Source organism: Nocardia cyriacigeorgica (genome assembly GCF_010858045.1).
GTDB lineage: Bacteria > Actinomycetota > Actinomycetes > Mycobacteriales > Mycobacteriaceae > Nocardia > Nocardia cyriacigeorgica_E.
The window spans coordinates 121,549-135,262 of sequence record NZ_JAAGVC010000005.1; the positions used below are offsets into that span (position 1 = coordinate 121,549).

The following is a 13,714-nucleotide window of genomic DNA, read 5'->3' on the forward strand; positions in this document are numbered from 1 at the left end:
TCGCGCTGTCACGGTGGTCACACGAGAACGTCACGCGCGCGACTAGACTCGCAGGCGAGTAGGCCCGAACCAGACGAAAGCAGGCAGCCGAAGGTGACCAGCACAATCGGATTGGGGATGCCGACCGCGCCCGCGGCCGTGCTGGCTCCCCGCCGCAAGACCCGTCAGCTGATGGTGGGCAACGTCGGTGTGGGTAGCGATCACCCGATCTCGGTGCAGTCGATGACGACCACCAAGACCCATGACGTCAACGCGACGTTGCAGCAGATCGCGGAGCTGACCGCGTCCGGCTGCGACATCGTGCGGGTGGCCTGTCCGCGCCAGGAGGACGCCGACGCGCTCGCCACCATCGCCAAGAAGTCGCAGATCCCGGTGATCGCCGACATCCATTTCCAGCCGCGCTACATCTTCGCCGCGATCGACGCCGGATGCGCCGCGGTGCGAGTGAACCCAGGCAACATCAAGGAGTTCGACGGCCGGGTCAAGGAGGTCGCCAAGGCCGCAGGCGACGCCGGAATCCCGATCCGCATCGGCGTGAACGCCGGTTCGCTGGACAAGCGGATGCTGGAGAAGTACGGCAAGGCCACTCCCGAGGCGCTGGTGGAATCGGCGCTGTGGGAGGCGAGCCTGTTCGAGGAGCACGGCTTCGGCGATATCAAGATCTCGGTCAAGCACAACGACCCGGTGATCATGGTCGAGGCCTACCGCCAGCTGGCCGCGCAGTGCGATTACCCGCTGCACCTCGGCGTCACCGAGGCCGGTCCGGCATTCCAGGGCACGATCAAATCCGCGGTGGCCTTCGGCGCACTGCTCAGCGAGGGCATCGGCGACACCATCCGGGTGTCGCTGTCGGCGCCGCCGGCGGAGGAGATCAAGGTCGGCGGGCAGATCCTGCAATCGCTGAACCTGCGTCCGCGCAAGCTCGAGATCGTCTCGTGCCCGTCCTGTGGGCGCGCCCAGGTCGACGTGTACACCCTGGCCAACGAGGTGACCGCCGGACTGGAGGGCATGGAGGTTCCGCTGCGGGTGGCGGTGATGGGCTGCGTCGTCAACGGACCGGGTGAGGCCCGCGAAGCCGATCTCGGCGTCGCCTCCGGCAACGGCAAGGGGCAGATCTTCGTCAAGGGCGAGGTCATCAAGACCGTGCCGGAAGCGCAGATCGTGGAGACCCTGATCGAAGAGGCCATGCGCATCGCCGAAGAGATGGGCGAGGATGTCGGCGCCGGGGAACCGGTCGTCACCGTCGGCTGAACGCCGCACCGGACCAGGGGTTTCGAGATACCCGGGGCACGCGGCCCCGGTTCATGGCAGGCTGTGAGACGTGCGGAGTCTGCTGGAGCCGACGCGACGCGCGAAGAACCCTCCCGCGCGTCAGCTCGCCAAGCGGGACCTGGCGCAGGTCCTGCGAGTGCTGGATGCCGATCCCGTGGCCTGCTGCATGGTCGCGGCCCGGTTGCAAGAATTCGGTATCGATGGCAGCGGTGGGCAGGGCGAACTGTGGAGCCGCGGCGGTCCGGCCGAGTCGCTGTGCTTCTCCGGGGTCAACCTGGTTCCGTTGCTCGGCGATCAGGACGCGTTGCGCGCCTTCGCCGAACGGGCGGTCCGCTGGCCCCGCATCTGCTCCTCGGTGGTCGGCAGACAAGAGCTGGCGCTGCCGCTGTGGGAGATGCTGGCCGAGCATTGGGGCCCCGCCAGGGAACTGCGGGCCGACCAGCCGCTGCTCGCGTTGGAGGAACCGACGGGGGCCACACCGGATCCGCTGGTGCGCCGGGTGCGGCCGGAGGAACTCGACCGCTATCTGCAGGCCGCCATCGCCATGTTCATCGAGGAGGTCGGCGTCGACCCGCGCGCCGGTGACGGCGGCCGCGGCTACCGTCGCCGAGTCGCCGGTTTGATCGAATCCGGCCGCGCCTGGGCCAGGTTCGAGGACGGGCGCGTGGTGTACAAGGCCGAGGTGGGTTCGCTGTCGCGGCGCACCGGCCAGATCCAGGGCGTGTGGGTGCATCCCGATCGGCGTGGCAACGGCCTCGGCACCGCGGGGACCGCCGCCGTCGCCAATGCGGTGATCGCCTCCGGGCGCACGGCCAGCCTGTATGTCAACGATTACAACGAGATCGCGCGCAAGGCCTACCGCCGGGTGGGTTTCCGGCAGATCGCCACCTTCACCACCGTGCTGCTCGACTGAGGTTGCCCGGGCCGAACTGCGGTGCGCCACAGGTGTTTGCCCGCCAGTGGCCGCTACCATCGGTGCCGATGTCGATTCGCGTGTTCCTCGTGCTTGCCGTCGCCGCGCTCGCGGTCGCCGCAACCGGCTGCGCGGCGGGCCCGCAGGGTCCTGCCGCGGCTGCCGAGGCCTTCGTCAGCGCCTTTGCCGCCCATGATGTCGATGCGGCCGCCGGGCACACCAGCCGGCCGGAATCGGCACGGCAGGCATTGGTTTCGGCGTGGGAGGGTTTGCAGGCCGAGCAGTTGAGCGCACGCACCGGTGCTGCCCGCGTCACCGGTGACACCGCGACCGTCGACTACACCTACGAATGGGTACTGCCGAAGAACCGGGTGTGGACCTACTCCGGGACATTGCAGATGGCCCGCACCGACGGACGCTGGACGGTGCGCTGGACCTCGTCGAGTATCCACCCCGAACTCGGTGACACCCAGAAGATGGAACTGCGCGCCGAGCCGGCGCCGCGGGCCAGGGTCAACGAACAATCCGGCAGCGATGTGCTGGTCCCCGGCAAGGTGTCGCGGGTGGTGTTCCGCACGGCCGACGCGAGTGATCCGGGCTCGGTGGCGGGCGCGCTCTCGGCCGCCCTGATCCGCTTCGACAAAGACCTCACCGCGTCGGCGATCCTCGATGCGGCCCGGCGGGCCCAGGGCGCCTACACCGTCGCCAAGCTGAGCGAATTCGAATTCGACCAGGTCAGCATCGAACTCATCGGCCTGCCGGGGGTGACGCTGACCCAGGAGTGGGATCTGGTGCCCACCCGGCGCGAGTTCGCCCCCGACCTGATGACGCAAGTCCGCCAGACCGTGATCGACGAGGTCGACGGCAAGGCGGGCTGGAGCGTCGTGCTCGAGAACGCCAACGGCGCGCAGATCGGGGTGTTGACCGAAGTCGCCGCCCAACCGGCGCCGTCGTTCTCGCTCAGCGTCGACCGCAATGTGCAGAATGCCGCCCAGCACGCGGTATCGCTGCGCACCGAGCAGACCATGATGGTGGTGATCCAGCCGTCGACCGGTGCGATCCTGGCCGTCGCGCAGAACGAGGCCGCCGACCGGGACGGGCCGATCGCGACCATCGGCCAGTATCCGCCGGGATCGGTGTTCAAGACCGTCACCGCGGCGGCCGCCATCGACGAAGGCCTGGCCACCCCCGACACCGTGCTGCCGTGCCCGAGCCAGACCGTGATCGGTGAACGCACCATCCCCAATTACAACCTCTTCACGGTGGGCAGTGTGCCGATGGCGACCGCCTACGAGCGGTCCTGCAATACGACGTTCGCGAAACTGGCCAGCGGGTTGTCCGCCGAGGCATTGCACGATATGGCGGCGGCGTTCGGGATCGGGCCGACGTACACGGTGGCCGGTTTGCCGACAGCTTCTGGATCGGTGCCACCGGCCGAAGACGAGGTCCAGCGCGCCGAGGACGGCATCGGGCAGGGCCGGGTGGTGGTGAGCCCGTTCGCGATGGCGCTGGTCGCGGCGACCGTGGCCAACGGTTCGGTGCCGGTGCCGTACCTGATCGCCGGACGCGAGACCGTCGTGGACGGCGATCGCCCCTCGATCGACCCGGAGGTGATCGACGGCCTGCGGATGATGATGCGCAAGGTGGTCACCGGCGGCACCGCCGGCCGCATCGCCGATCAGGGCGAGGTGTACGGCAAGACCGGTGAGGCCGAGGTCGACGGCGGCTCACATTCGTGGTTCGTCGGCTACCGCGGTGACCTCGCGTTCGCGACGCTGCTGGTCAAAGGCGGGAGTTCCGATAACGCGGTCGCCGTTACCCGGGATATGTTCGCGGCGCTTCCGCCGGGATACTGAGCATGCCGTCGGCGGGCGACACGTCCGCGGTGCCGGATGGCTGCTGGGCGGCGAGCTGGTGCACCGCGAAGAACAGTTGGGTCGCGGTGACGGGGTCGACGGTCGCGTTCGGATAACTTCGCGGAGATTCGCGGGCGGGTTGAATGTCACGGACGACGGCCGGGTGCACGGCGCCCCCGGAAGCGGCGGTGTCCGTGCCGAGGATTTCGACGACACCGGCGCCGCCCAAAATCATTCCGGCGGTGATGAGGACAAGGGTAGAACGCTTCATGGCCGGCTCCCTCGAATCAGGGTGTGCGGGAAGAGCTCGTGGTGCAGCCTCGTTGCGGCAAGTGAATTCGCCAGATGATGACTGAATGTTTGCTGTTGAGGCCAACCTAAGCGCTCAGCACTGTTCCGGACAAGAAAAATGTGAGCAGGCGGATATCGGACCGAAAATCGTGACCTGAGGCATGGCCGATTCGTGACCGCCTCGTTATCCGGCGATCGAGGTAGCGAAAAGCTTCACGCGCGACGCAACGTGGCTGCCAGATGATGTTGTAACGGTTCACCGACCGCCGCCATGCGCAGCGTGTAGTCGATGACGTCGCCGGATTGCCGAATAGAGCGGCCGAGCGCGGTCACGGATTTCGCGGTGCCGCTGAGCCCGATATTCGTCGACTCGAATTCGACGCGAATCTCGTCGGAGGTGACGGTCAGGGCGCCTTCGCAGATTTCGGTGATACCCGTCGGATGCGCCAGGATCAGCTCGACGCGATCCGGTCGCGGACAGCGCAGGTACCCGGTTTCGGCGTGTAGCGGGCGATTGTCGTCGGCGGCGCGGGTGCGTTGCCGATAGGTGAGGAATGGCCGGCCGATATGACCGAAGTGGATTTCCTCGAGGTAGTCGAACGGCTCGATCGTCGGGTACTCGCCGTGTCCGGTGCCGCGCCAGGTGCCCAGCAGTGGGGCCAGCGGTGCGATATCGGGATGGGGCGCGATGGGCGGCTGGGGTTCGACCACGGCGGTCAGCTTAAACCCATGGCCGAGATGATGTTTCCCGGCTCCCCGGTTTCTTACACGCTAAGGTGAGCGACGCCTGATGGGTGAGGGGCTGTGTTGTCGGAAGGGACAAGAATGCTGTACGGACACCGGGCCGATTCCGGTAACTGGCGCTCGCGCACGACCCTGCTGCGGATGTCGGCGCTCGCCACCGCTGTCGCGCTCGCCGCGGCCTGCTCGGACTCCGCGACCGGGACGGGCGAGGTCGGGTTGGACGGCAACCGTTATGTCGTGACCGCGCTGGCGTCCGGCGACGAGGGCGCACACGCCGCGGTCACCGTGTCCGATCTGGTCAACGCGTGGGGGTTCAGCGATCGGCCCGGCGGCCATTTCCTCGTCGGCGCGGGCGGCAAGGCCTTCGGTTTCCTCGGCGATGTGCGCTCGGCGGCGAAACCGGAGCTGCACACGTTGTCCCAGGACGGATTCACGGCTATGACCGTGCCCGGTGTCGATGCCGACACCTCCGACAAGAGCGCGGGCACCGTGACCGGTGTGGTGGCGAATCCGGCGCCGCCGAACTCGGATGCGTTCGTGGTGCGCGATCAGCCGGTGCCGTTCGAGGGGGTGCCGCCGCTGCTGCTGACCGGCTCGGCGCGCAACATCATCGCGACCGATGCGGGCACGCTGGCCGCCTGGACCGATATCGCGCCCGACGGTGCCGTCATCCGGCACGACGGTCCGGCCAACCTGGTTTTCGACGGATCGGCGCAGAAGATGGCGTTCTACGGCATCGCCCTCGCCCCCTCGGGGGACAAGCTGCTCGCCGCCGATTTCGGCGCCGAACCGCAGGTGCGCACGTTCGACAAGAACTGGCAGCTGGTGCCGACATCCGGGTTCGCCAATCCGTTCGCCACCGGCGAGGCTGTCGACGCCGAGAAACCGGAGCTCGGCCGCAAGGCGGTTCCGGGTGATCCGGCGCCGTTCAATGTCACCACCATCGGTGACCGTGTGTTCGTCTCGTACGCGGTGACCAGGCCCGATTCCGATGACGCCGAGAAGTTCGCGGTGGGCGAGCGCGCGGTGGCCGACGCCGACGGTGAAAGCGCTGCCGCGGGCAAGCCGGGTAAGGGCAAGGTCGCCGAGTTCGCCGCCGACGGTTCGCTGGTGCGCATCCTCGATGACGGCGGCAGGCTCAACGCGCCGTGGGCGGTCACCGTCACCCCGTCCACCTTCGGCCCGCTCAGCGGAAAATTGCTGATCGGCAATACCGCGGGCGCTGGCCACATCCTGGCCTACGACGACACCACCGGTGAGTTCGTCGACTACGTCCGGGATACCGGCGGCGCACCGCTGTCGGTGCCCGGCTTGCGCGGGCTCGAGTTCGGTGACGGCGCGTCGCTCGGAGATTCCGACGCGCTGTACCTGACCGCCGCCCCGACGCCGAAGACCGCGCACTTCTCCAGCATCCGCCTCAAGTGAGCCGTGGACTCGCCGAGTGGAACGGAACTCAGGAACCACTCGGCGAGTCGGGCACCGCGGGCTGCCTGCGTTCGGCCCAGCGCCACAGCGGCTCCAACGCCTCACCGAGTTCGGCCCCAGCCTCGGTCAGCTCATAGGACTTGTCCGCGTTTTTGGTCACCAGCCCCGCGCTCTGCAAACTCTGCAGCCGCGTCGACAGCATGCTCGACGAGCAATTGCCCATCCGCCTGCGCAATTCGAGAAACCCGAGCCTGCCCGGTTCCAGCTCCCAGATCACCCGCAGCACCCAGCGCTGACCGAGTAGGTCCATGGCGGCCAGCATCGGCGCGACGGTGGGATCGTGTCGGCCGCGGGACGGCGTCGGCTCACTTGCGCTTCTCATTCAGAACCACCATAGTGATTCTAAATCAGAAGCACGGGGTCGGGTTGTCGCGTGGACGGAAGGTAGGCGAGTGGGCGAAACCGAGGCGAAGGCCGGACGGCGCACGGTCGTGATCACAGGCGCGTCCCGTGGCATCGGCGCCGAGACGGCCCGGGTGCTGGCGGCCGGCGGCGACCACGTCGTCATCAACTACCGCGAGAAGCGCAAGCGGGCCGACGCGCTGGCGGCCGAGATCATCGCCGCCGGCGGGGCCGCGTCCACCGTCGGCGCCGATATCTGCGACGAATCCTCCGCGCAGGCGATGGTCGATGCGGTCGCCCAGCGGCACGGGCAGGTGGATGTGCTGGTGCTCAACGCCTCCGGCGGGCTGGAACGCGGTGCCGCACCCGAGTATCCGATGGCCATCAATAGAGACGCGCAGGTGCGTCTGGTGCGCTTGGCGTTGCCGCATATGCCTGCCGGTTCCCGGATCGTCTTCGTCACCAGCCATCAGGCGCATTTCCCTGGCCGAAAGCCCGTGCCGGCCGACTACGAGCCCATCGCGGCGAGCAAGCGGGCCGGTGAGGACGCGTTGCGGGCGATGATCCCGGAACTGGCCGAGCGGGGGATTCGGCTGCTCGTCGTGTCCGGGGACATGATCGACGGCACCATCATCGTGCGGTTGTTGCAGCGGCGGGACCCGGCGGCTGTTTCGGCGCGCCGTGAGCAGGCCGAGCTGCCGACGATCGCCGAATTCGCCGAGGCGGTCGCGGCGGCGGCATCGAGTACCGCGGAGTCCGGGACCACCACCTACGTCGGCGGCCCGGACTATCTGACGGGGCGATCCGCGTCCGTGCCGGCCTGAATCACCGCCGAAATCCGGCGAATCGGATAGCTCGCCGGTTCTGTGACACCAAGAGTTGCGGAAAACGATGACGGCCGCCGGGAAGTAGTGGACGCTATCGGGGTGAACGGTGCAGTGAGTCCGGGGCCGCGGCGACAGCCGGAGCCTGGCTCGCTACTGCGCCGCGGGCGGATGCGGGCGCGGTGGTGCCGGTGATCCCGAGCAAGGAACTCGTGCTCGCGGCCTGCCGAGGCCTCCCGCACGCCGATCATCCGATGCTCGACGCCGCCGGCGAGCTCACCCAGCTGCACGAGCAGCGCGAGCGCACCCCGGTGAGCGCGCTGGCGAAGCTGGATCGCCGACGCGGACAGCTGGTGCGGGCGATCGATCGCTGGGTGACGCTGGCGACGCCGATCCCGCACGGTTCGGCCCGGCTGCATTCGGAAACCGTCGGCAGCATCGTCGACCGGATGGCACAGCTGACCGTGCATGCGTTCGTGGCCTCGGCGCACGCTCCCGACACCGTGTACTACGACGCGTGGGTGCGGCTGCACGAGGTGGCCGACAGCTATCAGGACCTCATCGTCGAAGTGCTCGACGGCAATCGCCGACTGCCCGACGCCGCGGGGGAGTGGTGAGCGGGGACAGCCGCTATCGACCGCGGCCGAACAAGCGGAACGACCGTTCCTTGCGCCGCGGCAGCGTCGCGTACACCATGGTCATCTCCGCGAACACCCCCGCATCGCGTTCGCGTTCGGGGCCGAAATCGTCGCGACCGAGCACATGCGCGACGGCACCCGGCGCCATCGACGACACCACCGAGGCCAGCGTCGGGGACAACTCCGCGGCCGGCGCGTCGAGATCGCCGTGCCCGAGCAGCATATGGCCGACGGCGTGCAGCACGATGTGCTCGGCATTGCGGCCCGCTGCCGCGGCGTCGTAGACGATGATGTCGTCGTATTTGCGTGCGATCCACAACCCGTTGCCGCCGCAACCGATATCGGCCAGTGCCGACCGATGGGCGGGCTGCAGCGACAGCGGCCTGCTCCGGTGCGCGGCCACCTGAGCGAGGTAGGCGTTCAGGTCCCACGGGTGCGGTAGCGGTACCGTCCGCGCCGCCTCACCCAACCGGGCTTCCATGCTGTTCATCGTCGAACACGTTACCGATCAGGCCTTGTCTCGTCACCTTCGTGGCAGGCAGTGCAGCGTCGGTCCCTGAGCGCATCTTCGGCCTCGAAATCGCTGGGTAGAAAGTGTTTTCGGGTCACAGGCCTGCTGCGCCGAGGCAGCGTGCCGACGGTGGCGGGCGCGCGGGCAGTGGGAATTCACACCCCGAACGGATCCGTCCACCACGCCGTGACCGCGAAGTGATGGCCGCGAGCGCCCGAACGGAGGACGATGAGCGGGTGTCGAGCTCAGGACCGTGGCGGTGAGCGCACCGGCCGGTATCCGGATGGCGGCGCGCGCCGGCGCCGTCCGGCAGTGGTGGGTGCTCACCCGGCGGCTGATCCGTCCGTCGTGGCGCAACGGCGAACTGCTGACCGCGGTGCTCGCGCCGACGGTGTTCACCCTCGGCTTCTATGTGCCGCTGAACCTGGTGATGAGCTTCTACGGTCACGGCCTCAGCAGCTACGCGCAGTTCCTGATGCCGATGATCGTGATGCAGTCGGTGGCCTTCTGCGCCGGCTCGGCCGCGTTACGCGCGGCGACGGACGCCCGAGACGGTTTGGACGCCAGGTTCGGTTCCATGCCCATCGCCGCGGGGGTGCCGCTGGCCGCGCGGATGGCGGCCGCGCTGTACCGCACCGCGGTGTCGCTGGCCGCGGCGGTGGTGTGCGGCACGGTGATCGGGTTCCGGTTCTACGGCAGCTGGTGGCACACGGCCGGTTTCGTCGTGCTCGCCTTGCTGATCGCGGCGGCGTTCGCGCTCGGCGCGGACTGGCTGGGGCGGCTCACCCGCAATCCGGAGGCGACCACCCAGTTCCTGGTGTTGCCGCAGCTGATCCTCGGCATGGTATCGACCGGGTTCGCTCCGGCCGAGCAATTCCCGTCCTGGATCCAGGGTTTCGCCACCTACCAGCCGATATCCCGGTTCATCGATGCCCTGCGCGCGCTGGCCGGCGACTCGACGGGCAACGCCGGCGCGGTGGACTGGCCGATCATGGGACCCGCCCTGGCCTGGGTGTGCGGGCTGATGCTGGTATTCGGCGGCCTGGCCGTCGCGGAATCGGTGCGCAGGCGATGACCACCCAGACGCCGGACCCCATCGGTGTGCGCGGGCTGCCCGTGGTCACCGGCACCACCGAAACCCTTCGCCTGCTGGTGCCGCACACCCTGATCCAGACCCAGCGGCTGCTGCTGCGCTGGTGGCGCGATCCGCTGACGCTCATGCAGTCGCTGCTGTTCCCGGCCCTGCTGCTGGTGATGTTGCAGACCGTGCTCGGTCGCCAGATCTCGGCGTTCTCCGGCGCCAGCGCGCTCTACGGCTCGGTGCCGATGGTGGCGCTGGTCGGGGTGATGTCGGGGTCGCTGGCCGGTGCGATCACCCTCGGCCGCGAACGCGACGCCGGGCTGCTGGCCCGATTCTGGGTGCTCCCGGTGCACCGGGCCTCCGGGCTCGCGGCCCGGATCGTCGCCGAGGGCGTGCGCATCCTGGCCTGCACGGTGGTGCTGTTCGCGGTCGGGGTGGTACTGGGATTCCGGTTCGAGCAGGGTTTCGCGGCAGCGGTGGCGCTGCTGGGGGTGCCACTGCTGTTCGGGCTCGCCTTCGCCACGGTGGTCACCACCGTGGCGGTGTTCGGGGCGAGAACGGCGGTAGTGGAGGCGATCTCACTGGGCTCGTCGATGATGATGTTCTTCAGCACCGGATTCGTGCCGCTGGCCGCCTATCCCGGATGGGCGCGCCCGATCGTGGAGTACCAGCCGATGAGCCACGCCATCAACGCCATGCGCGGACTGTCGCTGGGCGGGCCGGTGCGCGAGCCGCTGCTGGCGACGCTGGCCTGGTCGGTGGGTGCGATCCTGGTGTTCGCGATACCCGCGGCCATCGGCTACCGCCGGGCCAGCCGGCGTTAGCTCAGGGCGCTCGCGGCCTCGGAGATCAGGGCCGCCGAATCGCGTGGACTCAACGCCATGGCGCGCAGCTGATCGAAGATGACGCCGAAGCGCCGGATCTCGTTGTGCCCCTCGATCAGCGCGTCGCCGGCGATGCCCTCGACATACACCAGTTCCGGATCGGCGGGATCATGGAAATCCAGCAGGGTGAACGCGCCTGCCATGCCCGGATGGGCGCCCGCGTCGAACGGCAGGATCTGCAGGATCACGTTCTTCTTCAACACCTCTTCCAGCAGCCGGTGCAGCTGCCCGCGCATGATCTCCGGCCCGCCGACCACCCGCCGGATGGCGGCCTCGTCCAGCACCACCCACAACTCCAGCGGATCGTCTTTGGTGAGCACCGCGGCCCGGTCCATCCGAGCGCGGGCCCGGCGTTCCATCACCGCGGCGTCGACCTTGGGCATGGTCGTGTCGATCACCGCCAACGCGTACTGCTCGGTCTGCAGCAGGCCTGGCACGTAGGAGGTCTGGTAGTGCCGGGCCGACAGGGCCACGGACTCGAAATTGATATATGCCGCATACACTTCGGTGAGGCTGGCCTCGTACGGGCGCGACATTCCGGGCTTCTGCGCGTCGCTGAGCAATTCCAGCGCGTCCTTGCGGCGGGCCTCGTCGACGCCGTACAGGTCCAGCATCGTCAACAGGGTGCGCCGTTGCGGCCGCGCCTGCGCGCGCTCGATCCGGTACAGCGTGGTCACATTGATCCCGGTCTTCGCGCTGACCTCTTCCTTGGTGAGATTCGCCTGCTCACGCATCTCGGTCAGCAGCACCGACAGCCGCCGCAGGCCCGCGGTGAGGATCGTGCGCTTGCCCGCCATGACAACCCCTTCGCTGCGCACCCGCATCGGGTCGCGTCATCGTTCCCGGCTCGTAGCGCGTCCGGCCACCCACCGGGCCGAGCCGCTCCGCCGCCGGCCCCAGACGCGTGTTGTCTCGAATCTACGACGTCGGAAGCGGTTCTACGAGCGTATGGGCAGATACGGCGGACGGATCCGCGAGTCGGCCCGATGCCGCGGCACCGGCGGGGTCAGCTGTGCGGTACGTGGCCGGGCCGGTCGTGCCGGGTCTTCGGCGACCCGACCTGACCGGTATGGCCGGCCAGCAGCTCGGCGAACGGCGTCGGTGTGGCGAGGGTATTTCCCGAATGGCGTTGCCTGCGCGGTTGCTCTTGCACGAATCCGCCGACGGCGTTCTGTTCGGCGACGACGAGCGTCGCGAATTCCGCCGCCGCGCGGCGCACCCGCTCAGTGAGCCCGGTCGATCCGAAATCCTCGGTGGCCGCGAAGATCCCGGTAGGCGTGACGACGGCGCGCAGGTAGGTGAACAGCGGACGCATGGCATGGTCGAGCACCAGCGAATGCCGCGGTGTGCCCGCGGTGGCCGCGATCAGCACCGGCATGCCGTTGAGCGCCTCCGGATCGAGGACGTCGATGAACATCTTGAACAGGCCGCTGTAGCTCGCGGCGAATACCGGCGTGACGGCGATTATGCCGTCGGCGGCCGACACCTTCGCCCTGACCTCGGCGATCGCTGCCGTCGGCAGACCACCGGTGATGGTGGTGGTCGCCAATTCGGTGGCCAGCTCGCGCAGTTCGACCACCTCGAACTCGACGGCCTCACCGCGCGCGGTCACCGCCGCCGAGACGGCATCGGCCAGCTGATCGGCCAGCAACCTGCTCGACGACGGCTGCGACAGCCCGGCGGTGAGGACCACTACTCGTCGTGTCATCGCTTCACTCCTCGCTCGCTGCGGCGAGCACGCGTTCGCGCGCGGGCTCGACCAGGTGATGCGGTGCCTGCGGACCGGCCGCCACCAGGCTCGCGTGGGTGGGCGGATCGCTGGGCACATGCGCGGGACGACGCGTCTCGAACTCCCGGCGCAGCGTGGGCACTACCTCGCGGCCAAGGATCTCGATCTGCTCGAGCACCACCTCGAGCGGCAGTCCGGCATGGTCGAGCAGGAACAGCTGACGTTGATAGTCGCCGACATTGTCGGCGAAGCCGAGGGTCCGCTCGATCACCTGCTCGGGTGTGCCCACCGTCAACGGCGTGAGCTCGGTGAACTCCTCCAGCGACGGGCCGTGCCCATAGACCGGCGCGTTGTCGAAGTAGGGGCGGAAGAACTTCTTGGCCGCGGCCTCGGTGTCGGCCATGAACACCTGACCGCCCAGACCGACGATGGCCTGATCGGCGCTGCCGTGGCCGTAATGCTCGAAGCGCTGTCGGTACAGCGCCACCATCTGCGCGGTGTGCTCCTTGTTCCAGAAGATGTTGTTGTGGAAGAAGCCGTCACCGTAGTAGGCGGCCTGTTCGGCGATCTCCGGGGAGCGGATCGAGCCGTGCCAGACGAACGGCGGGGTCTGATCCAGCGGCGCCGGCGTCGAAGTGAAGCCCTGCAACGGTGTGCGGAACTTGCCCTGCCAGTCGACCTTCGGTTCCCGCCACAGCGTGCGCAGCAGGTGGTAGTTCTCCACCGCCAGCGGGATGCCGTCGCGGATGTCCTTGCCGAACCACGGATAAACCGGCCCGGTGTTGCCGCGGCCGAGCATCAGATCCACCCGGCCGTCGGCCAGGTGTTGCAGCATGGCGTAATCCTCGGCGATCTTCACCGGATCATTGGTGGTGATCAGAGTGGTCGCGGTGGACAGCCGCAGGTTCTCGGTGCGGGCGGCGATATAGCCGAGCATCGTCGTCGGCGAGGACGGGACGAACGGCGGGTTGTGGTGTTCACCGGTGGCGAAGACGTCGAGCCCGACCTCCTCGGCCTTCAGGGCGATCGCCACCATGGCCTTGATCCGTTCGGCCTCGCTCGGGGCGCGGCCGGTCGTGGGGTCGACGGTGACGTCCCCGACGGTGAAGATTCCGAACTGCACGATGCCCTCCTCCTCTCGTCC

The 13,714-nt window shown here is 68.5% G+C and carries 15 protein-coding genes; 8 read left to right on the plus strand and 7 right to left on the minus strand.

Going from position 1 to position 13,714, the window contains the following annotated elements; genetic code table 11:
• Window positions 1–93: 93 nt before the first annotated feature.
• The 3 genes from ispG to GV790_RS07010 all read left to right on the plus strand — a co-directional run bounded on the left by ispG (window position 94) and on the right by GV790_RS07010 (window position 4,041).
• A complete protein-coding gene (gene ispG, locus GV790_RS07000) occupies window positions 94–1,251 on the plus strand; it encodes a flavodoxin-dependent (E)-4-hydroxy-3-methylbut-2-enyl-diphosphate synthase (protein WP_130917267.1) in 1,158 nt (385 codons plus the stop codon).
• A 70-nt stretch (window positions 1,252–1,321) separates the two neighbouring features.
• On the plus strand, window positions 1,322–2,185 hold the full coding sequence (locus GV790_RS07005) for a GNAT family N-acetyltransferase (protein WP_163811696.1): 864 nt from the start codon (window positions 1,322–1,324) through the stop codon (window positions 2,183–2,185).
• Window positions 2,186–2,253: 68 nt separating this feature from the next.
• On the plus strand, window positions 2,254–4,041 hold the full coding sequence (locus GV790_RS07010) for a penicillin-binding transpeptidase domain-containing protein (RefSeq protein ID WP_175585816.1): 1,788 nt from the start codon (window positions 2,254–2,256) through the stop codon (window positions 4,039–4,041).
• Here the strand turns inward: GV790_RS07010 and GV790_RS07015 are convergent.
• On the minus strand, window positions 4,001–4,312 hold the full coding sequence (locus GV790_RS07015) for a hypothetical protein (protein ID WP_163811698.1): 312 nt from the start codon (window positions 4,310–4,312) through the stop codon (window positions 4,001–4,003). The two genes, GV790_RS07010 and GV790_RS07015, sit on opposite strands and share 41 nt — an antisense overlap.
• A gap of 233 nt (window positions 4,313–4,545) precedes the next feature.
• A complete protein-coding gene (locus tag GV790_RS07020) occupies window positions 4,546–5,043 on the minus strand; it encodes a peroxynitrite isomerase (protein WP_163811700.1) in 498 nt (165 codons plus the stop codon).
• Window positions 5,044–5,157: 114 nt separating this feature from the next.
• Between GV790_RS07020 and GV790_RS07025 the strand changes: the two genes are divergently transcribed.
• Complete coding sequence (locus tag GV790_RS07025) at window positions 5,158–6,501, plus strand: TIGR03118 family protein (RefSeq protein WP_163811703.1); 1,344 nt, start codon at window positions 5,158–5,160, stop codon at window positions 6,499–6,501.
• A gap of 28 nt (window positions 6,502–6,529) precedes the next feature.
• On the opposite strand, the gene GV790_RS07030 is transcribed toward GV790_RS07025, so the two are convergent.
• Window positions 6,530–6,883 carry a winged helix-turn-helix transcriptional regulator gene (locus tag GV790_RS07030; protein WP_256673086.1) on the minus strand — a complete coding sequence of 118 codons (354 nt, stop codon included), beginning with the start codon at window positions 6,881–6,883 and terminating at the stop codon, window positions 6,530–6,532.
• Between the two features lie 70 nt (window positions 6,884–6,953).
• Here GV790_RS07030 and GV790_RS07035 point away from each other — a divergent pair, with 70 nt between their 5' ends.
• Window positions 6,954–7,727: an SDR family oxidoreductase gene (locus GV790_RS07035; protein WP_163811705.1), complete on the plus strand. Its 774-nt coding sequence runs from the start codon at window positions 6,954–6,956 to the stop codon at window positions 7,725–7,727.
• 191 nt (window positions 7,728–7,918) lie between these two features.
• The gene (locus tag GV790_RS07040) at window positions 7,919–8,344 is read left to right on the plus strand and encodes a DUF4254 domain-containing protein (RefSeq protein WP_163811707.1); all 426 of its coding nucleotides are present in this window, start codon (window positions 7,919–7,921) and stop codon (window positions 8,342–8,344) included.
• A 13-nt stretch (window positions 8,345–8,357) separates the two neighbouring features.
• Here GV790_RS07040 and GV790_RS07045 read toward each other — a convergent pair whose 3' ends face one another.
• Window positions 8,358–8,855: a hypothetical protein gene (locus GV790_RS07045; RefSeq protein WP_256673087.1), complete on the minus strand. Its 498-nt coding sequence runs from the start codon at window positions 8,853–8,855 to the stop codon at window positions 8,358–8,360.
• A 280-nt stretch (window positions 8,856–9,135) separates the two neighbouring features.
• Between GV790_RS07045 and GV790_RS07050 the strand changes: the two genes are divergently transcribed.
• A complete protein-coding gene (locus GV790_RS07050; protein ID WP_163811709.1) occupies window positions 9,136–9,951 on the plus strand; it encodes an ABC transporter permease in 816 nt (271 codons plus the stop codon).
• Window positions 9,948–10,781 carry an ABC transporter permease gene (locus tag GV790_RS07055; RefSeq protein WP_163811712.1) on the plus strand — a complete coding sequence of 278 codons (834 nt, stop codon included), beginning with the start codon at window positions 9,948–9,950 and terminating at the stop codon, window positions 10,779–10,781. The genes GV790_RS07050 and GV790_RS07055 overlap by 4 nt, the downstream gene beginning before the upstream one ends.
• Here the strand turns inward: GV790_RS07055 and GV790_RS07060 are convergent.
• From GV790_RS07060 to GV790_RS07070, 3 genes are all read right to left on the minus strand, one after another.
• Entirely contained in the window at window positions 10,778–11,638 is an 861-nt protein-coding gene (locus GV790_RS07060; protein WP_138447223.1) for a helix-turn-helix domain-containing protein, read from the minus strand. The two genes, GV790_RS07055 and GV790_RS07060, sit on opposite strands and share 4 nt — an antisense overlap.
• A gap of 209 nt (window positions 11,639–11,847) precedes the next feature.
• Window positions 11,848–12,549 carry an FMN reductase gene (locus tag GV790_RS07065; RefSeq protein ID WP_163811714.1) on the minus strand — a complete coding sequence of 234 codons (702 nt, stop codon included), beginning with the start codon at window positions 12,547–12,549 and terminating at the stop codon, window positions 11,848–11,850.
• A gap of 4 nt (window positions 12,550–12,553) precedes the next feature.
• The gene (locus GV790_RS07070) at window positions 12,554–13,693 is read right to left on the minus strand and encodes an LLM class flavin-dependent oxidoreductase (RefSeq protein ID WP_163811716.1); all 1,140 of its coding nucleotides are present in this window, start codon (window positions 13,691–13,693) and stop codon (window positions 12,554–12,556) included.
• Window positions 13,694–13,714: the final 21 nt, after the last annotated feature.